Genomic DNA, 20808 nt, shown 5'->3' on the forward strand with positions numbered 1-20808 from the left:
TTCGCCATCCTATGCGCCAGAATCGCCAAACAGCTCGATCCTAGGTCGCGTACTGCCCAATCCCATTGCCGAACGACCAGTTTTCCTTCGGCACGTCGACGAGATTCACAAACACGTCTTCCGGCCTCACGCCTGGACTTTCCGCCAGAAGCTCGGCGATCCGCTTGTACAGCGCCTTTTTCAGCTCGACGGTGCGCGTATTGTTCGCGGTGATCTGGATCAGCACGAGATCGTCGCTACGGTTGATGTCCAGGTAGTGCTTGCCATAAAAGAAGTTGTCCTCGTCGTGCTCGGTGACGACCATGAACATGTCGTCCTCCGGCACATTGAACACCTCAATCAACGAACGTTGAATGCCTTGTGTGAGGGCCTTCCGGTAAGCCGCCGGCTTGCCGGCGCGGACAGCAATTCGGGTGAACGGCATGATGAAAGCTCCTTTCGATGAAGATTGAGTACACAGCTTAGGCCGCATCGATCATAATTGACAGACATCATCGGCTATTTCATATATTTTCAATTGAAATGAAAGTACTCGATCTCGATGCGGTTCGCGCGTTCGTTCTGGTCGCCGATCTGCACAGCTTCACTCGCGCGGCGGATGCGCTCGATACCACGCAGTCGGCCGTAAGCCTGAAGCTCAAGCGGCTGGAGGCGCATCTAGGCAAGCAGCTGGTAGAACGCACGCCGCGTGTCGTAAGACTGTCTGCGGATGGCCACGCGTTTCTCATGGCCGCGCGCGATCTGCTGAACGCACATGAACGGGCGCTTGGTTCGTTGTCGGTGGAACGGCGCAGGCTGGCGTTGGGCTTGAGCGAGCATGTCGCCGGCAGAGACCTGCCGGACCTGCTGGCAAAGCTCAACAGCTACGATCCGGGGCTGGTAATCGAACTGCATCTGGGCATGTCGTCGGCACTGCTGGCACAGTTCGACGAGCGACGGCTCGACGCGGTGATCGTCCGCTACGAGCCTGAGGATGCGCCGCGCGACGATGCGACGGTGCTTTTCAGCGAACCACTCGGCTGGCTCGCGGCGCCGGAGTGGCTGTTGCGGGTCGGCGAGCCGCTGCCGCTCGCGCTGCTCACTGCGCCGTGCAATGTGCGCGCTGTGGCAATTCATTCGCTGGATGAGGCGGACATCGCGTGGCGCGAAGCGTTTGTTGGCGGTGGAGTGGCTGCTGTCGGCGCAGCGGCGGCGGCCGGTCTGGCTGTGGCGCCATTGGCGCGACGGGTGGCCCCGCGGAGGTTGATCGACGTCGGCGCCAGACTTGGCTTGCCGCGGTTGCCAGAATCGCGCGTCACGCTGCATTCGCGGTTGCGGGACGCGCGCTCAGTGGAGACGCTGAGGTTGCTGGCGGGTGGGTTGGGGAGTGGGGTTTAGAGCGCCAGGTAAAAGTGCTCGCCACCAACGCCGGCTCAGGCACCACGCCAAAGAGCAAACCCACTCCAACCACACGAACTCAGTGCAGGATCGGCGGCAGATTGCTGCTCTGGGCTACAGGTCTTGCCGCCGTATCAGCCATCGTGGCAACCGGCTGCGCAGGTGCCGGTCTCGGCGCGACGCCCGCCATTGCGGACGCCGGCTGTGTCGAAACTGGTTTTGCAGCGATTTTCTGCTGCTTGCGCGGCATCGCCTTGGGATGTACTGCCGCCATCTGCACATGCCCACCACCGGAGCGCGCCGTCTTGACCGGCTTGTGCGATGCGCTCCTGGCGCCAGCCATCCGTACAGTTCCAGCATGGGCAGACCTACCGGATGCACCTGCACCTGCAGCGACCCTCACGGGGGACGTCGCTTGACGCGCGAGGTGCGTCTTGGCTCCAGGAGCAGCATGGACCGACGCCACCTTTTTGAGAGGCACCGCCTTGTGCCCCTTACCTGCCGTCACGCCCTTCCTCGCATCCACAGGCACAGCCGTACGCCCCTTGGCCCGCTTTACCGGATGCGCCGCCTCAGGCGGATTCCACACCTCCGAATACTGGGCCGCCTGCGCTTGCGCCGTCGCCACACCACAAGCTACTGCCACCACCGCCACCGCCACTGCTCGCACCCACATCGCCCGCCGCTCCTCGTCATCTCGTTCGCTTGTTGGGACGCGATTATACCCAATTATCCTTGCAATAATCCATATCTGGACTAATATTGATACAAAGTACAGATAAGGACCAGACCACATGCCTCACGCCGCCCGTCTCACCCCCGACGATCCGCCGCTACGCCGGCCCGTCACGGAACCCTCGCTGACCGAAATGTCAGCGGCGGGCCTGCGCGCCTTCTTCAAGATTGCGCGCGACTGGGATCTGAGCACAGACGAGCAGATCGTCCTGCTCGGCTCGCCGGGACGCTCGACGTTCTTCAAATGGAAGGCCGAGCCGCAAACAGCACGGGTGGGGCGCGACACCGTCGAACGGCTTTCGCTACTGCTCGGCATTTACAAAGCGTTGCAGATCCTGTTGCCGCAGCCCGCCGCAGCCGACGGCTGGATCAAGCGCCCCAACAGCGCGGCGCCGTTCGGCGGCCGCCGCGCGCTCGACCGGATGCTCGCCGGCAATATCAGCGACCTCGTCGCCGTGCGCCAATATCTCGATGCGATGCGAGGCGGCTGGGCGTGACAGAACTGTATTGGCAGGACCGCTGGCGCGTGGCGCCGCTCGACTGGTCGCCCGCGTATCGCGTCATTCCGACGCGCTTCCCCGCGGTGAATCTGTACGACCGGGTCGCCTCTCCCGAAGACTTCGACGCGCTTTACGCGCTCGAGGCAATGACCAATGACCGCTTACGCACTGAAGTCGGCGAACTCGATCTGGTGCCGCGCGAGGAACGGCGCTTCGGTCCCGGATATGGGCCGATCATGGCCGCGTTCACGCATCTGAATCCGCTTGGCAGCCGCTTTTCGGACGGCAGCTACGGCGTGTTCTACTGCGCCCGTTCACGCGCCACCGCGATCGCGGAGACGCGCTATCACACCGGCAAATTCCTCGCGGCTACCGCCGAGGCGCCGACGCGTCAGCAGATGCGTCTATACACAGTGATCGCGGGTGGCGAGGTGGTCGATCTGCGCGGCGACGCATCGCTAGATCCCGCGGTTTTATCACCGCACGACTACAGCGCCGGGCAAGCGGCAGGTCGCGCAATACGCGAGGCGGGTGCGCCAGGAATCGCCTATCCGTCCGTACGCGATCCCGGCGGCGAATGTCTCGCGGCGTTCAGAACCACGCTGTTGCGAGACTGCCACCACGCGGCCTATCTGGAATACAACTGGAACGGCAGCGCCGTCGATATGGTGTTCGAACTGAATCAGGTGGGATAGGAGCGACCGCTAAAGCGGTCCGCTCAAGGCAACGCGAGCGCTGCGGCGCCTACGGCGCGCGCCGTCTCGACAGTCACCGACCAGCGCTCGATCTTGCGGGCCTCGACCAAAGTCAGCTTGCCGCCCGGCCCGAACGCCCCGGTGTCGATGAACACCTGCGCACCGATCTGCTGAACTTCACGCATCGGCGTGTGGCCGCAGTAGGTGAGCGACAGACTGCGCTGCCGGCTCGGGTCGCCGTTGCCCATGGCAAGCCGGCGCCCCCACAGCATTTGCTGCCGTTCGTCGGCGGAAAAGTCGGCGAGGTCGAGATCGGTGTCTGTACCGAAGAATTCCGCATGCAGCACATTGAAACGCTCGCGGCCGGTGCCGACCACGCGTGCCAGCGGCAAACGGGACAAACGTTGCGCGTAGTGCCGCAGCTTCTCATCCGGCAATTCCGCCGCCCAGGTGCCGCCAATGCCGTACCACCACTGCCGGCGCAAGCGCCCTTCGGCGACGGCACACAGCGTGTCTTCGTGATTGCCGAGCACGGCGTAAAACCAGGGCTTGTCGAGTAACGCCAGCGCCTCCTCGGACTGGGTGCCGCGATCGATCAGATCGCCAACCGAAAACAGCCGGTCCCGCGACGGATCGAACTCCACCTCGCGCAACAGATAACGCAACGCGTCGACGCAACCATGCAGATCGCCCACGACAAAGTCGCGGCCGGTGCGGTTGACGTCGTGATGCTCGACGGTAGTAACGATTGCAGGAGTCATGGGGACCATAATAGAACGCGAACGCAAAGTGCGTATGCGCGCTTTCCATCTTTTCTTAAACGGTTGCTGCGCGGCATGAACTGCCGCGCTCTGCTTTTTGTTGGATCAGCGATGCAACCCGGAAAGGCATCCCGGACTGCACCGCAATTTTCAGACCTGAACGGTCATTGTTGCTGCGCCCGCAGTTTCGCCACCTGATCGACGGACAATGTGGCTTGCGGGTTACCAAACTGCTTCGTCACATAGTTCGTGATCGCCGCCACCTGATCGTCGGTGAGTTCTTCGCCGAATGCCGGCATCAGCACATCGGACTGCTTCGTCGTGCGGCTGACGCCGTGCAGGATCACCATCGCCAGATTCGCCGGATCGTTCGCGCCGGCCGTCGAGTTGTGGAGCAGCGAAGGATACGCCCCAGGCGCGCTCGCGCCGGTACCTTGCCCCGTCCAGCTATGACACGACGCGCAGTTGGCGACAAACAGTTGCGCGCCGTTCACGCCGGCAACCTCGGTGCCGCGCAGCGCGGTCACGTCGCTGGCGGGCGTACCCAGCTGGTCGCGCGGATGCGTTTCGCCGCCGCTCACCGGTGTAACCGAACGCAGGTACGTCGCGATCGAACGCAGATCTTCAGGCGTCAGATACTGCGTACTGTCCTCGACGACCTGGCCCATCGGTCCCGCCGCGTTTGCACGGCCCGGCACGACACCCGTCGACAAATATTTGACCAGATCATCGTCGCTCCAGTTTCCGATGCCGCTATTTTTATCCGGCGTGATATTGAATGCGTGCCAGCCGGCCTGGGTTGAGCCAGAAAAGCGATCGGTCGACTTCAGTCCTTGCAGGATGTTGCGCGGCGTATGGCACTCCTCACAGTGCGCGAGCCCTACCACCAGATAAGCACCGCGATTCCATTCCGCGCTCTGCCTGGGATCGGGCACGAAGCGCCCTTCGGTGAAATTGAACATATTCCAGAACACCATCAGCCAGCGCTGGTTGAACGGAAAGCGCATTTCGTTGCGCGGCGGCGCGTAATGGATCGGCGGCAGCGTGTTCAGATAGGCGCGAATCGCCTGCACATCTTGCCCGGTGACCTTCGTGTACTCGGCATAAGGGAATGCCGGATAGAGCCGCTCGCCGCCTTTGCCGATGCCCTCATGCATCGCGCGCTGGAAATCGGCGTCGGTCCACTGGCCGATACCGGTGTCCGGGTCCGGTGTAATGTTCGGCGTATAGATCGTGCCGAACGGTGTGGCAATCGGCAAACCGCCGGCAAACGGGCGGCTTTTATCGGCCGTGTGGCACGCCACGCAATCGCCGGCACGCGCGAGGTATTCGCCGCGCTTCACCAGATCCGGATCGGAGGATGCAATCCCGCTCGGCGCGGCGTCCCCGGATGACGGCGAGTCATCGGCCATCGCCTGGGTAATCGGCGATTCGTCGTCGCGACGCACCGGCGGACCATAGGCGTTGTCCCACGCGAGATACATCGCAAACAGCGAGAAAGCAGCGGCAAGCGTCGCCATCCGGATACGGCGGCGGCGCACGCGCTGTGCGAGCAAACCGGCCGGCTGCACGCGAGACGTTTTGTTCGTCATTGTGGCTCTCCGGCTCGGTTCAGATTTCATGCTTGAGCTTGTCGGCCAGCTTGAGCGACAAGGCCGCAATCGTCAGCGTGCAGTTCACCGAGGCAGCCGTGGGCATGACACCGCTGCTCGCGATGAACAGATTCGAATGGTCGTGCGTACGGCAATCCGCATCGACGACGGAATCCGCCGCATCGTTGCCCATGATCGTGGTGCCCATGATGTGATTGTTCGGCGCGAAGGTGTCGTCGAACGAGACCTCGGTGCCGCCGAACAGCGCTGCGATCTGCGCATACAGTTCGTGCGTGTTGGCTGCGCTCTTCTTCACGTAGTCGTTGATCGAGTAGTAGATCTCCGGCTGCGGAATACCGAGCGAGTCCTTTTGATCCGCCGAGGGCACGATACGGTTCTGCGGTTCGGCCAGATGCTCGTGGAAGCTGTTGATGTTCAGCGTGCGCGCCGCGCGGTCGCGAATCTGACGGTCCAGTTCGGCGCCCGTCACGCCTTTCTTGATCAGACCGGCGGTGACCGCCATCGTCGGCACACCGTTGGAGAGATGCAGCTTTTTCGCTGCATATTCGGAGCGGAACGCGCCGTCGCGGAAGTTCACCACCGAGGTCATTTCCATCGGCCCGCGTCCCGGCCACAGCGGTTCGTTGGCAAGGAAAGTCACACCCGTGCCTGGATGGTCCATCAGATTGCGGCCCACCTGGTCGGAGCTGTTGCCGATGCCGTGCGGAAACTTATCGGAGGTCGACATCAGCATCAGTTTGGGTGTTTCGATGCCGTTCGCCGCGAGCACGAACAGCTTGCCGCTCACGCGGGTGCTGTTGCCGTTCGGATCCTTGTAGTGGACCGCGGTAATGAGCCCACTGTTGTCCGCTTCGACGCGATACACGACGGCTTCCGGGATCAGCTTCGCCCCCGCTTGCTCGGCCTTCTCCGCATGCACCACGCCGTTATACATGGCGGCGATCGGGCAGATCGGCATGCAGTTGTTGTTGCCGCAACAGGTGGGGCGAGCATCGTAGGGCCGGCTGTTGCGCGCCACCGGCTCGGGCACCACCTTGAAGCCTTGCGCGTTGAGCACGTCGCTAAAGCGCTGATCCATGTACGACAACGGCAACTGATTCATCGGATACGGCTTCGAGCGCGGCGAGCCGAGATCGATCCTGCTGTCCGGACCCGACACGCCAAGCTGCAGTTCAGCAGCGGAGTACCAGGGCTCCAGCGTTTCATACGGATAAGGCCAGTCGCGGCCCACGCCGTACAGTTTCTTCAACTGGAAGTCCGAGGGCAGCAGGCGCCACGCGGCAGCCGCCCAGTGCCAGGTGGTACCGCCCACCAGCCGCACATACTGCGAGTTGTACGGATACTCGCCCTTCTGGATCAGGTAGTTGTTCGCCGGCGCATACTCGGGATGCGGCGCGTAGGGCGTGGAGGGATAAGGTGTCGCAAAGTCGTCTTTGACTGGCGAGTTACGGAAGTTCTCGACGATCTGCCAGCGCGGAATACGCGGCCCTGCTTCGAGCACGATCACCGAAGCGCCGGCCAGTGCCATCTGATGCGCGACCAGACCACCCGCGACGCCCGAGCCGACTACAACGACGTCGGCGGAATTGGAATTTGCCATTGTTGCCCTCTGTTGCTGCTTGCTTATTTATGCATGCCGCAGTCGCAGACGACGCGAGCCACGACACGTTCGAGAGGCATGCTGTGCTTCAAGCGCCGGCGGGCTTTTGTGTCCAGTAGAACGGCACGTCGCGGCAATAGGACGGAATGGTCAACACGTCCTTGACCGGATCGAACATCAACGCGCTTTCGTAGGCCACCACCTGGACATGCGGCATCTCGCCGACAAGTCCGAGATACCACGCGCGCATGATGGCGCTCACCGTCTTCGCGAGCACCGGTTGATCGGTCTGCAGCGCTTGCGTGACCGTGTCCGATGGCACACCGCCGTGACCTTGCAGCCACGTATTGAGCGCGCTGACGTTCTGCGGGAACTGGGCGTCAGCGTGGACTAACGCATCGTAGACACGCTTGGCGAGGACCGGGTTGAAGCTGGTTCGAGCAGTTAAATGCTGGGACAACGCAAGGAAAGCATCGAGTCCGCCGCCTGCGGGCGCGTCGGCAAAGGCGGAAGGAATGCCGAATGACATCCCGAAGCGTCCAGCGCTCGTGAACGCCAGCGCAGCAGCCGCTGCGCATGCGCCGAGCAGCCACGTTCGGCGGCCGGCTGATTGGACATACGTCACCCTGGGGTGCGCATGATTTTTATCGTTATGTTGGACATCTGTCATGGCGGCTCCACAGATGATGAATCGATTTTCAACCGGCCAACATTGCGGGTAATGGCATACCTACCCTGCAAGTTGTTCCGGTCGCCCGCCCCAAACCTGGTCTGCGCCGCTTAAGCGGTCTCGTCTTGCTGCTGCTGCGATATGAAAAGAAATGACAAAGTGAAAGCCCGGCGCAAGGCCGTTGCGACAGACTATAGCTGCCTCACGAGCATTCGACAATTGGCGCCGGAAGCTCAAGGTAGAATCCGCCACCCTCAATCCTGCTTGATACCGCACATGCCAACGAATTTTTACCCGCAGGTTCTACGCAACCGTCCACGCATGGTTGTCGCGCTTGGAATCGGTATCATCGGCGCGCTGGTGGTGCCCGCCCACATGCGGCCGATGGTGCGCGTGCTGGCTGGATGGGACATCACAGTCTGGTTGTACCTTGTGCTCATCTGGCTGCATATGGCCAAGGCAGACGAACACGACGTCCGCGAATTCGCGCAACGCGACGACGAAAATGCCGGCGTCGTCCTGTTCGTCATCTGCCTGGCGACGCTGGCGAGCATCGCGGCCATCGTCCTCGAACTGGCATCCGCAAAGAATCTCGCCGCCGCGTCGACGCTCGCGCACTACCTGCTCACAGGCCTGACCATGTTCGGCGCATGGTTCCTGATTCCGACCATTTTCACGCTGCACTACGCACGCCTCTACTACACCCCGGATGCGCACGAAAGCGCCTTGCTGTTCCCGGATGACAAGCTCGAACCGAACTATTGGGACTTCCTGTACTTCTCGTTCACCATCGCGGTGGCGTCCCAGACCTCGGATGTGGTGCTGCGATCGCGCACGATCCGGCGTGCCGCATTGGCGCAATCGATCCTGTCGTTCTACTTCAACGTGGCCGTGCTAGGCCTATGCGTCAACATCGCAGCCGGACTGCTCGGCTCGTAACGCAACTGGACCAGCACACCAGGATGCGCCCATAATCAGACCCGCCGGCATCGTGAATTGTTAACGGTGCCGGCCGCAGAAATCCGTTTCGTGTAAAACCCGCTGGGCGCTCACCCGATTTACACGCCGGCCGCGGACCAGAAAACCTGCGGCACCGACGCGCTCCCTGAGTACTCGCACTTCCCTCCGTTTTCGCGGCAGCTATAGCCGCTGGCACAGCGTTTGCTGCAGACTTTACATTTATCTGGTCCAGAACCGCGCGACTGGCGCATGCGCGTGCGTAGTGTTCGTTACTGCCCGGCGGGCAAGCGATCTTTGCACTACATTGACCAGTACGCACGTTGAATTCACGCAGCGTGCGGCCTCCGGCTCTGGAAGCCCCAAACAGCGGTGTAATCGCATCCCGATGCATCTACATCGCGGCAGGACGAATCTGGAAACGACCGATGGAACCTTCACAAAGGTATGCGCCGCGGATCTATTTTCTCCACTCTCTCCTCGTCGGGCCGCTCGACGCGTGGCCAGCGCAATTTGCGCACGCCGCCGAGCTAGGCTTCGACCATGTGCTGATCGGCGCGCTGTTCCAGCCCGGACGGGCGGGACACGCGCAGATTGTCAGCGATCACCGTAAGCTGCACCCTGTCTTCGGAACGCAGCAGGACGCGCCCGAAGCGCTACGCGGCCTTACCGCCGCGGCGGGCCGGCACGGCCTGAAAGTGCTGACGGACGTCGTGATCGATCGCTTCGCGGCAGACAGCGCCCTCTTCTCCGAGCACCCCGACTGGTTTCATCCGTTCGAATCGGAAGAAGCGCGACTCGATCCGCGCCACGCGCATCGCGAGGACAACGTCGCCTATGTGAACTTCGGCAACGAGGGCAGCACTGCCGCCCTTCTCGACTGGTGGACTCGCGAACTGGTCGGGCTCGCCGAAGCGGGCGTCGCCGGTTTTCGTTTCGATTCGCCGCACCGCGTGCCGATCGCGTTTTGGCGCCAGCTTGGTGCAGCCGTGCGGGAGCAGTATCCGGAGATCCGCTTTCTTGCGGCCACACCGGGTCTCGCACGCGGCGATCTGCAACCTCTCGACGACGCGGGCTTCGACAGCGTGTTTTCGTCAGTGCGCTGGTGGGACTTCCGCTCCAGCTGGATGACCGACGAGCATGCCGCGCTGATTCGCATCGGCGCACCGATCGCGTTTCCGGAAGCGCCCTATGGCACTCGCCTCGCCGCCGATCTCGACGACGTGCACGACGCCGCAATGCTCGAGCGTGCCTATCGCCGCGCGCTGTTCACCGCCGCGTCGACCGGCACGGGCTGGCTGCTGCCGATGGGCTTCGAATACGGCGTCGCGACACCGATGTCGTACACACGTGCCAATGCCGCGCAATACGGCGAGCAGTGCAAGACGGCGCGTTTCGACCTGTCCGGGCTGGTCAAGCACATCAACGAAGTGTTAAGTGCGTCCGAGCCGCTGCAGAGCGTCGGCGAACTGCGCGCGCTGAGTGGTCCGAGCGCGCCCGCAGCAGTGCTGTTGCGCGGCGATCGGCTTGATCTGCGCGACAGTCAGCAGGCGATCCTGATCGTCATCAACCCGGACCTGGGCACGCCGTTGCGGGTCGATCCCGCGCGTTTCCTCGCCGGGGTGCCTGGCAACTTCACGCGCTTCGTACCGCTCGATGCCGCCGCGAACGCCAAACCCGCGACGCTGAGCCCCTTTACGCTCGGACCCGGCGCCTGCCGTCTGTTTGGCGCGCAAGCCGAAAAGCCGGTGCGGCTCGCCCCGCCCATCGACAAGGCGGGCAGCAAACGCAGCGGCCGCAAATCGGTGCTGGAGGCCATCGCTGCCCCACGCGTGGCGATCGAAAGCGTGACACCGTCGGTCGACAATGGACGCTTCGTCGTCAAACGCAATGTAGGCGAGCGGGTCGAGGTAAAAGCCGCGATCTTCGCGGAAGGGCACGACAAGATCGCCGCCGCCGTGATGTGGCGCGCCGCCGACGAAACCGCCTGGCACGAAACGCCAATGGTCCCCGCACCACCCGCCGGCAACGACCTGTGGCACGCGCGCATCCCGCTCGAACGGGTGGGCCGTCATGAATTCACGGTGCTTGCTTGGCGCGACGACTTCGCCTCGCTGGTCGAGCACGTGCAGAAGAAGCTGAAGGCCGGGCAAACGGTGGAGCTGGAAATCGCCGAAGCGGGCCATCTGTTCGCGCTGGTGCTGGCCGAAGTGGAAACGGTGGAAGGCGCGGTGACTGAACCGCTCGAACATATCGTCAAGGTCTTCACCAAAGCCGACGCAGACACAAAGCTCGCCCTGCTGCTCGCCCCCACCACGGCCAAAGCAATGGCTGCGGCTCGTCATCGGCCGTTCCAGACACGCGATCCGGTCACGTACCGCATCGATGCCGAACGGACCGCCGCGCGGTTCGCAAGCTGGTACGAGATCTTCCCGCGCTCGATGAGCGACGACGAAACACGGCACGGCACCTTCGCGGATGTCACAAAGAAACTGCCGCGCATCCGCGACATGGGTTTCGACGTGCTGTACTTCCCGCCGATCCACCCGATCGGCGTCGCGAATCGCAAAGGCCGCAACAACACGCTAACCGCGCAACCGGGCGATGTCGGCAGCCCCTACGCGATCGGCGGAGCGGAAGGCGGCCACAGCGCCGTCCATCCAGAATTGGGCACGCTCGAAGATTTCAAGCAGATGCTGGCTGCCGCACACGAGCATGGTCTCGAGATCGCGCTCGACTTCGCGATCCAGTGCTCGCCGGATCACCCGTGGCTGAAGGAGCATCCCACCTGGTTCGCGTGGCGCCCCGACGGCACGCTGAGGTACGCCGAGAACCCGCCAAAGAAGTACCAGGACATCGTCAACCCGGACTTTTATGCGCACGACGCCAAGCCCGACCTGTGGCTCGCATTGCGCGACGTCATCCTGTTCTGGATCGAAGCGGGCGTGCATATCTTCCGCGTCGACAATCCCCATACGAAACCGTTGCCGTTCTGGGAATGGATGATCAACGACGTGCGGGCGCGCTATCCCGACACGATCTTCTTCGCAGAAGCCTTCACGCGGCCGCGCATGATGTATCGCCTCGGCAAGATTGGCTACTCGATGTCGTACACGTATTTCACGTGGCGCGAATCGAAGCGCGAGTTCACCGATTACCTGACCGAACTCACGCAAACCAACGTCCGCGATTACTACCGGCCGAATTTCTTCGTCAACACGCCGGACATCAACCCGCGGCATCTGCAATCCTCAGGACGCGCGGGCTTCGTGATGCGCGCCGCACTGGCCGCGACGCTGTCGGGCCTGTGGGGCGTGTACAGCGGATTCGAGCTTTGCGAAGCAGCGGCGCTGCCCAACAGCGAGGAATACCTCGACTCCGAAAAGTATCAACTGCGCGCGTGGGACTGGGATCGTCCCGGCAACATCGTCGGCGAGATCACTGCCCTGAACCGGATTCGCCGCGCCAACCCCGCGCTGCAATCGCATCTGGGCATCACGTTCCTACCGGCGCACAATGACCATATCCTGTTCTTCGAGAAAGCCACCGAGGCGCGCGACAACGTGATCGTGGTCGCCATCAATCTCGATCCGTTCAACGAACAGGGCGCGGATGTCGAGCTTTCATGGGACACCTTTGCGCATTGGCATTTGCACGATCATGCGGCGCTCGAAGTCGTGGACCAGATGACCGGTGCCCGCTCCGAGTGGTACGGCCGCTGGCAGCATGTACAGCTGAACCCGAGCGTCATGCCGTTCGCGATCTGGCGCATTGCGCCAGCCGGCGGCCTGCCACCCGAGCCCCCCAGCGCAGACGACGATAGCGGCAGCCATGCAGACGCTGGCGCCCAACCCCCGACCGAAGGTGCCTAATGAAACGTGACGACCCGACCGAGAGCACGTCGCAAGCCCTCACCGCAGAAGCTGCAGTTACAGGCACGGGCAGCCGCACGGCGAAGCCGAAGCCAGGCCGCCGCGGCAAGGTTTCGACGCTTAGCGACGATCCGCTCTGGTACAAAGACGCGATCATCTATCAGGTGCACATCAAGTCGTTCTTCGATGCGAACAACGACGGCGTGGGCGATTTCCCCGGACTGATCGCCAAGCTCGACTACATTGCCGAACTCGGCGTGAATGCGATCTGGCTGCTGCCGTTCTATCCATCGCCGCGCCGCGATGATGGCTACGACATTGCCGACTATCGCAACGTCCATCCGGATTACGGCCAGCTTTCCGATGTGAAGCACTTCATTCAGGAAGCGCATGCCCGCGGCATTCGTGTGATCACCGAACTGGTCATCAACCACACGTCTGACCAGCACCCGTGGTTCCAGCGCGCCCGCCTTGCGAAGCCCGGATCGAATCATCGCAACTTCTACGTCTGGTCCGATACCGATGAGAAATACACCGGCACGCGGATTATCTTCATCGATAGCGAGCCGTCGAACTGGACCCACGATCCCGTGGCCGGGGCGTACTACTGGCATCGGTTCTATTCGCACCAGCCCGACCTGAATTTCGACAATCCGGCCGTGCTGAAAGAAGTGCTGCAAGTCATGCGCTTCTGGCTCGACATGGGCATCGACGGGCTGCGTCTCGATGCAGTGCCATATCTGGTGGAGCGCGAAGGCACCAACAACGAGAACCTGCCGGAAACGCACGCAATCCTGAAGAAGATTCGCGCCACCATCGACGCGGAGTATCCGAACCGCATGCTGCTCGCCGAAGCGAACCAGTGGCCGGAGGATGTGAAGGAGTATTTCGGCGACGAAGACGAATGCCATATGGCATTCCACTTCCCGCTGATGCCGCGCATCTACATGTCGATTGCCAGCGAAGACCGCTTCCCGATCACCGACATCATGCGGCAGACGCCGGATCTCGCCGAGACGAACCAGTGGGCCATTTTCCTGCGCAATCACGATGAACTGACGCTCGAAATGGTCACGGATTCGGAACGCGACTATCTGTGGAACACCTATGCGAGCGACCGCCGCGCGCGGCTGAACCTCGGCATCCGGCGCCGTCTTGCGCCGCTGATGGAACGCGACCGCCGCCGCATCGAGCTGATCAACTCGCTGCTGCTGTCGATGCCCGGCACGCCCGTGATCTATTACGGCGACGAACTCGGCATGGGCGACAACATCCACCTCGGCGATCGCGACGGCGTGCGTACGCCGATGCAATGGTCATCGGACCGTAACGGCGGCTTCTCGCGCGCCGATCCGGAACAACTGGTGCTGCCGCCGGTGATGGGTTCGCTGTACGGCTTCGATGCGGTCAACGTCGAAGCGCAAAGCCGCGATCCGCACTCGCTGCTGAACTGGACGCGCCGCATGCTCGCCACGCGCCGCGCCAAGCAGACCTTCGGGCGCGGCACGATCCGCTTCCTGAAGCCGGCCAATCGCAAGATTCTCGCGTATCTACGCGAATTGCCAGGCGAGCCGACCATTCTGTGCGTCGCGAATCTGTCGCGTGCGCCGCAAGCGGTCGAACTCGATCTCTCCGAATTCGCGGGCTCCGTGCCGATCGAGATGACCGCGGACTCCGTATTCCCGGCGATTGGTCAGCTTACCTATCTGCTGACCTTTCCGCCCTACGGCTTTCTGTGGTTCCTCATCTGTCCGGGGACGCAGCGTCCGACGTGGGCACAACCGCACTCGGAGCCGTTGCCCGAGTTCGTGACGATTGTGATTCGCGAAGGCCAGGCTGGCCCGACGCCGGAAAACGTCCGGCTGCTCGAATCCGAAGTGTTGCCTTCGTGGTTAAGCCGGCGCCGCTGGTTCGCGTCCAAGGATGAGCCGTTGCACGCCGTACGCCTTGCGGCACTGACGACAATCCCGAACGGCGGTTTCGCTTTCACCGAGATCGAAGCGGACGTTGGCGATCACACCGAACGCTATGTGTTGCCGATTGCAATTACATGGGGCGGCGAAACCACCACGCCTCTGTTCATGCAACTGGCGCTGGCGCGCGTGCGCCGCGGCCGCAACGTCGGCCACCTCACGGATGCGTTCGCACTGCCGATCTTCGCCCACAACGTCCTGCGCAAGCTGCGTGAACGCGCAGTCGTGCCGACGGTACAGAAAAGCGAAATCTGCTTCATCCCGACCGATCGCTTCGACGAACTCGATCTGGGCGACCGCCCCGAGATTCGCTGGCTGGCAGCCGAGCAAAGCAACAGCTCGCTGATCATCGAGGACGCCGTGGTCCTGAAGCTGGTACGGCGCCTCGTGAGCGGCATCCACCCTGAAGCAGAAATCAGCCGCCATCTGACGAAGATCGGCTACGCGAACACCGCGCCGCTGTATGGCGAAGTGGTGCGTATCGATCCCGCCGGTGTGCCGCACACGCTGTGCATCCTGCAAGGCTTTATCGACAACCAGGGCGATGCGTGGAACTGGGCGCTCGATTATCTGCGCCGCACGATCGACGATCTCGCGCTCGCCGTCGATGCCGACGACGCTGTCCCCGATCCGGAAAAGGAAGCGCAGGCTATCGAAGGCTACCGGGCTATGGCCGGCATCATCGGCAGACGCCTCGGTGAGTTACATGTCGCGCTCGCCGCGCCGTCGGACGATCCAGCGTTTGCACCGGAACCGGCCACACCCGAGCAGATTCGCGCGTGGACCGAAGGCACGCAAAGCATGCTCTCCACGGCGCTCGACCTGCTCTCGCATCGCATCGATCAGTTGACCGACGATACGAAAGAGCTCGCGCAGAGCCTGCTCGATCGTCGTGGAGCCCTCACCGAAGCAGTGGCGAAGCTCGTACCTGCGGATGCGGGCGCCTTGCGCACACGGATTCACGGCGACTTCCACCTCGGGCAAGTGCTGGTCGCCCAAGGCGATGCGTATCTGATCGACTTCGAAGGCGAGCCGGCGCGCACGCTTGACGAACGTCGTCAGAAGTCGAGTCCGATGCGCGATGTCGCCGGTCTGCTGCGCTCGTTTTCGTATGCAAGCGCAGCGGCGCAATCCACTACGGAAAGCGCTCCGCAACAGACCGCAGACCGCAAGCGCGCGCTGTTCGACCGTTTCCGCGTCTACGCTGCCGAGAGCTTCCTCGGCGAATACCGTGCAGCGATTGCCGCTGCCGCACAACCGCTAGTCGCGCCCGCGGCGGAACAGGGTCTGCTCGATCTCTTCCTGATCGAAAAGGCCGCTTACGAAATCCGCTACGAGGCCGCCAATCGTCCGACGTGGCTCGGCTTGCCGGTGCGTGGTCTCGCCGCGCTCGCGAGCCGGATGCTCGGCGATACGGGTACTCCCCACGACACATCGACGCCAGGCTCCCCTGGCGCCACACCGCCTAACCCGGCTGAGGGCGATTATGAGTGAATACGATCCGACCGCCGACCTGCAACCGCTCGATCTCGACGCACTAGTCGAAGCGCGGCACCCTGATCCCTTTTCGCAACTGGGCCTGCATCAGAGCGACGCGGGAGCCGTGGTACGCGCGCTCTTGCCGAATGCCGCGCATGTCACGGTCATTTCGCGCGCCGACGGCTCGACACTCGGCGAGCTGCAGAAGATCCACCACAACGGACTGTTCGTCGGCCGCGTCAGTGCAGCCGTGCCGTACCGGTTGCGCATCGACTGGCACGGACCGGTGCAGGAAATCGAGGATACCTATTCATTTGGGCCGATCCTCGGTGACGAACCGCTGCACCGCCTTGCCAACGGCGATCCGTATGCGGTGCTCGAGTGCCTCGGCTCGCGTCCGATGGAAATAGACGGCGTGCCTGGCGTGCGCTTTGCGGTGTGGGCGCCGAACGCACGGCGCGTCTCCGTGGTCGGCGACTTCAACTCGTGGGACGGCCGCCGCCATCCGATGCGCCTGCGTCATCAGGCCGGCGTGTGGGAGCTGTTCGTCCCGCGTGTCGGTGCCGGCACGCGCTACAAATACGAACTGCTTTCGCGCGACGGCCATCCGTTGCCGCTGAAAGCCGACCCCTGCGCGATGCAGACCGAGAAGCCGCCGGCGACGGCATCAGTAGTCGCGCACGTCGACGAGATCGAGCAGTTTCCGTGGACCGACGCCGCATGGATTCAATCGCGCGGCGCCAATCAGACACCACGCTCGCCGATCTCGATCTACGAAGTGCACGCCGAGTCATGGTTGCGGATCGCAGAGGACGGCCACCGTGGCCTCGACTGGAGCGAACTCGCAGACCGGCTGATTCCGTACGCCCAAGGCATGGGGTTCACGCACATCGAATTCATGCCGATCGCCGAGCATCCGTTCGGCGGTTCATGGGGCTATCAACCGTTGGGGCAGTTCGCGCCGTCGGCTCGCTTCGGCAAACCCGAACAGTTTGCGCAGTTCGTCAATCGCGCACACGAAGTCGGGCTCGGCGTGATTCTCGACTGGGTGCCGGCGCACTTTCCGAACGACGCGCACGGCCTCATCAATTTCGACGGCACGCCGCTCTACGAACACGCTGATCCGCGCGAGGGCTATCACCAGGACTGGAACACGATGATCTACAACCTCGGCCGCAACGAGGTGAGCGCGTTCCTGGTGGCCTCGGGGCTGGCCTGGCTCAAGCGCTATCACGTGGACGCCCTGCGCGTGGATGCGGTTGCCTCGATGCTGTATCGCGACTACTCGCGCGCCGCTGGCGAATGGGTGCCAAATATCTATGGCGGCAGAGAGAATCTCGAATCCATCGCGTTTCTCAAGCGGCTCAATCATGAAGTCGGCTATGTGCCGGGCGTACCTGGCGCGATCACGATCGCCGAAGAATCCACGGCGTGGCCGGGTGTCACCGCGCGCGTCGAAGACGGCGGCCTGGGCTTCGAATTCAAGTGGAACATGGGCTGGATGCATGACACGCTGAACTACATGCACGAGGACCCGGTGTACCGCCGTTACCACCACCACAACATGACGTTCGGGATGGTGTACGCGTATTCAGAGTGCTTCGTGTTGCCGCTCTCGCACGACGAAGTGGTACACGGCAAAGGCTCGCTGCTCGGCAAGATGCCGGGCGACCGCTGGCAACGCTTCGCCAACCTGCGCGCGTATTTCGGCTTTATGTGGACCCATCCCGGCAAGAAGCTGCTCTTCATGGGCGGTGAGTTCGGTCAGATGGCGGAGTTCGATCACGACGGCTCGCCGCATTGGCATCTGCTCGACGATCCGCTCCACCACGGCGCGCAAAAACTGGTGCGCGACCTGAACCACCTGTACTGCGACGAGCCGGCCCTGTACACGCTCGATTGCGAACCCGGTGGCTTCGAATGGCTGATCGGCGACGATAGCGACAACAGCGTGTTCGCTTATCGACGCGTCGATGGCGCGGGCCGCGAACTGGTGGTGGTCTGCAACTTCACCCCGGTGCCGCGTCTGGGCTATCGCCTCGGCATGCCACTCGCCGGACGCTGGAGCGAAGTGCTCAACACCGACGCCAGCGTGTATGGCGGCTCGAATGTCGGCAATGCCGGGCTGATCTATACCGAGGAGATCTCGAGCCACGGCAAGCCGCAATCGGCCTCGCTGATTTTGCCGCCGCTCTCGACGATCGTACTGCGCGCGGATAATTAGGCCACTGAATCAAGCCAACCGGACTGAGGCGGCTAAGACAAAGAACGGGTGGGCGCCCCGCAAGACACGACCAATCAGAACAAGGACGGGAACCATGTCGCATGTATTACCCGACCGGCTGTTGCCGGGCTCGCCCTATCCACTAGGGGCGAGCTGGGACGGCCTCGGTGTCAACTTCGCGGTGTTTTCGGCCAATGCCCAGCAGATCGAGCTGTGCCTGTTCGATCCGACCGGCCGCAAGGAAATCAGGCGCTTTACGCTGCCCGAGTGCACGGACGAGGTCTGGCACGGCTATCTGCCGAACGCGCATCCCGGCACCGCCTACGGCTTTCGCGCGCACGGCCCCTATCAGCCGCAGAACGGACACCGTTTCAATCCGCACAAGCTGCTGCTCGACCCCTACGCGCGCAAGCTGGTCGGACAGTTCCGCTGGTCCGATGCGCTGTTCAGTTACCGCGTGCATTCGAACCGGCTCGACCTTTCGATCGACCGGCGCGACTCGGCGCCAGGCATGCCGAAGTGCGTGGTCATCGACGAGGCGTTCGACTGGTCGCACGACGCACGGCCGAACGTGCCGTGGGGCGAGACCGTCATCTACGAAACGCATGTGCGTGGTGCCTCGATGCTGCGGCCCGATCTGCGCACGCATGAGCGCGGCACGTTTGCGGCACTGTCCTCGCCGGAATTCATCGACCATCTGCAAAAGCTCGGTGTAACTGCGGTCGAACTGCTGCCCGTGCATGCGTTCCTGAACGACCGCTTTCTGGTGGAGCGCGGGCTGCGCAACTACTGGGGTTACAACACCGCGTCGTTCTTTGCACCGGAGCCGTCGTATCTGAGCACGCACCGGCTCGACGAAATGCGCATTGCCGTGCGGCAGTTGCATGCCGCGGGCATCGAAGTGATCCTCGACGTGGTCTACAACCACACCTGCGAAGGCGGCGAGATGGGCCCGACGGTCTCGTGGCGCGGGCTCGACAACGCCAGCTACTACCGCCTCGTGCCCGGCGACGAGCGTCACCATATCAACGATACCGGCTGCGGCAACACGCTGAACCTGCCGCATCCGCGCGTGCTGCAGATGGTGATGGATTCGCTGCGCTACTGGTCGACGAAATTCAACATCGACGGCTTCCGTTTCGATCTCGGCGTGACGTTAGGCCGCGAGCACTCGGGCTTCGATCCGGGCTCGGGCTTTTTCGACGCGCTGCGCCAGGATCCGATCCTGTCGCAACGCAAGCTGATTTCCGAGCCGTGGGACATCGGCCCCGGCGGCTACCAGCTCGGCAATCATCCGCCGGGCTTCGCCGAATGGAACGACCGCTTCCGCGATACCGTGCGCCGTTTCTGGCGCGGCGACGCAGGGCTGCGGCCCGACCTTGCGGCGCGCCTGACTGGTTCCGCGGATCTGTTTAACCGCCGCTTCAGAAAGCCGTGGGCGTCGGTAAATTTCGTCGCATCGCACGATGGCTTTACGCTCGCCGACATGACTGCGTACGAGCAAAAGCATAACGAAGCCAACAACGAAAATAACAACGACGGGCATAACGAGAACTGCAGTTCCAACTGGGGCGTGGAAGGTCCCACGGAAGATCCCGCGATTCTGGAAACTCGCGCGCGCGTGGCGCGCTCGCTAGTGGCGACGCTGTTCATGGCGCTCGGCACGCCGATGCTACTGGCCGGCGACGAAGCCTGCCGCACGCAGAACGGCAACAACAATGCCTACTGCCAGGACAACGAATTATCATGGATCGACTGGGAGCGCGCGGGCTCGGAAGAAGGTCGCAGGATGACCGAGTTTGTGGCTCGCGTGATTGGCTTGCGCAAGCAACATCCGCTGCTGCGCGAGACGCGTTTTCTGTTCGGCGACCGCGAAGTGCTGCCCGGCCTCTACGACATTGGCTGGTTCGACGAGCGCGGCGATCCCTTGACCATCGAGGCCTGGCAAGACCCTGAAGGACGCGCGCTGACGTTGCGCCGCGCCGGTCCCGGAATCAATGGCGAAACCGAAGTATTGTTGATGATGCTCAATGCGTCGGGCGACACGTTGCGTTTTTCGCCGCCCCCGCCGCACCTGGAATGGCGCATGCTGCTAGATACCGCGAACCCCGATTCGCCAACTCATCCGCTGGCCATGCCGGAGGTCGAAGTGGCGGCACACGGCCTCGTCATCCTGGCCGCGCAAGCGGTAGGAGACGCGGATTGGCAGGCCGGCTGGAAAGCGGGTCCGCAACACGGTCAGCGGCTATTGACGGCGTTGCCGCCTGATCCGGGCACGCAGTCGCCCACCGACGGCGAATCGCACACGTAATGTTGTGCGGACCCGAGGTGGCGGAGCAAAACCGAATGGTG

At 62.9% G+C, this 20808-nt stretch carries 14 protein-coding genes; 8 read left to right on the plus strand and 6 right to left on the minus strand.

The window, feature by feature from the left end; translation table 11 throughout:
• Positions 1 to 40: 40 nt before the first annotated feature.
• Positions 41 to 424, minus strand: coding sequence for a tautomerase family protein (locus P3T24_RS10575; protein ID WP_074266572.1), 384 nt, complete (start codon positions 422 to 424; stop codon positions 41 to 43).
• 98 nt (positions 425 to 522) lie between these two features.
• Between P3T24_RS10575 and P3T24_RS10580 the strand changes: the two genes are divergently transcribed.
• Positions 523 to 1377 carry a LysR substrate-binding domain-containing protein gene (locus P3T24_RS10580; RefSeq protein WP_429434412.1) on the plus strand — a complete coding sequence of 285 codons (855 nt, stop codon included), beginning with the start codon at positions 523 to 525 and terminating at the stop codon, positions 1375 to 1377.
• Positions 1378 to 1456: 79 nt separating this feature from the next.
• On the opposite strand, the gene P3T24_RS10585 is transcribed toward P3T24_RS10580, so the two are convergent.
• Positions 1457 to 2053: a hypothetical protein gene (locus P3T24_RS10585; RefSeq protein WP_429434415.1), complete on the minus strand. Its 597-nt coding sequence runs from the start codon at positions 2051 to 2053 to the stop codon at positions 1457 to 1459.
• A gap of 193 nt (positions 2054 to 2246) precedes the next feature.
• Between P3T24_RS10585 and P3T24_RS10590 the strand changes: the two genes are divergently transcribed.
• A complete protein-coding gene (locus P3T24_RS10590; protein ID WP_429435283.1) occupies positions 2247 to 2609 on the plus strand; it encodes an MbcA/ParS/Xre antitoxin family protein in 363 nt (120 codons plus the stop codon).
• A complete protein-coding gene (locus P3T24_RS10595; RefSeq protein ID WP_074266578.1) occupies positions 2606 to 3307 on the plus strand; it encodes an RES family NAD+ phosphorylase in 702 nt (233 codons plus the stop codon). Before P3T24_RS10590 ends, P3T24_RS10595 begins: the two co-directional genes overlap by 4 nt.
• 23 nt (positions 3308 to 3330) lie before the next feature.
• Here the strand turns inward: P3T24_RS10595 and P3T24_RS10600 are convergent, their stop codons facing one another.
• The 4 genes from P3T24_RS10600 to P3T24_RS10615 all read right to left on the minus strand — a co-directional run bounded on the left by P3T24_RS10600 (position 3331) and on the right by P3T24_RS10615 (position 7951).
• A complete protein-coding gene (locus tag P3T24_RS10600; RefSeq protein WP_083611770.1) occupies positions 3331 to 4068 on the minus strand; it encodes a metallophosphoesterase in 738 nt (245 codons plus the stop codon).
• 164 nt (positions 4069 to 4232) lie between these two features.
• The gene (locus P3T24_RS10605; RefSeq protein ID WP_429434418.1) at positions 4233 to 5660 is read right to left on the minus strand and encodes a c-type cytochrome; all 1428 of its coding nucleotides are present in this window, start codon (positions 5658 to 5660) and stop codon (positions 4233 to 4235) included.
• A gap of 19 nt (positions 5661 to 5679) precedes the next feature.
• The gene (locus P3T24_RS10610; protein ID WP_429434421.1) at positions 5680 to 7281 is read right to left on the minus strand and encodes a GMC family oxidoreductase; all 1602 of its coding nucleotides are present in this window, start codon (positions 7279 to 7281) and stop codon (positions 5680 to 5682) included.
• A gap of 88 nt (positions 7282 to 7369) precedes the next feature.
• Positions 7370 to 7951: a sugar dehydrogenase complex small subunit gene (locus P3T24_RS10615; RefSeq protein ID WP_074266582.1), complete on the minus strand. Its 582-nt coding sequence runs from the start codon at positions 7949 to 7951 to the stop codon at positions 7370 to 7372.
• A gap of 276 nt (positions 7952 to 8227) precedes the next feature.
• On the opposite strand from P3T24_RS10615, the gene P3T24_RS10620 reads away from it, so the two are divergent.
• The 5 genes from P3T24_RS10620 (at position 8228) to glgX (ending at position 20767) form a co-directional block, all read left to right on the plus strand.
• A complete protein-coding gene (locus tag P3T24_RS10620; RefSeq protein ID WP_074266583.1) occupies positions 8228 to 8890 on the plus strand; it encodes a DUF1345 domain-containing protein in 663 nt (220 codons plus the stop codon).
• A 446-nt stretch (positions 8891 to 9336) separates the two neighbouring features.
• Complete coding sequence (locus P3T24_RS10625) at positions 9337 to 12780, plus strand: maltotransferase domain-containing protein (RefSeq protein ID WP_429434424.1); 3444 nt, start codon at positions 9337 to 9339, stop codon at positions 12778 to 12780.
• Positions 12780 to 16247 carry a maltose alpha-D-glucosyltransferase gene (treS, locus tag P3T24_RS10630; RefSeq protein WP_429434426.1) on the plus strand — a complete coding sequence of 1156 codons (3468 nt, stop codon included), beginning with the start codon at positions 12780 to 12782 and terminating at the stop codon, positions 16245 to 16247. Before P3T24_RS10625 ends, treS begins: the two co-directional genes overlap by 1 nt.
• Positions 16240 to 18456 (plus strand): 1,4-alpha-glucan branching protein GlgB, encoded by a 2217-nt coding sequence (gene glgB, locus P3T24_RS10635; RefSeq protein ID WP_429434429.1) that lies wholly within the window; start codon positions 16240 to 16242, stop codon positions 18454 to 18456. The genes treS and glgB overlap by 8 nt, the downstream gene beginning before the upstream one ends.
• 94 nt (positions 18457 to 18550) lie before the next feature.
• Positions 18551 to 20767 carry a glycogen debranching protein GlgX gene (gene glgX / locus P3T24_RS10640; RefSeq protein WP_074266587.1) on the plus strand — a complete coding sequence of 739 codons (2217 nt, stop codon included), beginning with the start codon at positions 18551 to 18553 and terminating at the stop codon, positions 20765 to 20767.
• Positions 20768 to 20808 lie beyond the last annotated feature (41 nt).

It is taken from the genome of Paraburkholderia sp. GAS33 (genome assembly GCF_050436645.1).
Lineage (GTDB): Bacteria > Pseudomonadota > Gammaproteobacteria > Burkholderiales > Burkholderiaceae > Paraburkholderia > Paraburkholderia phenazinium_B.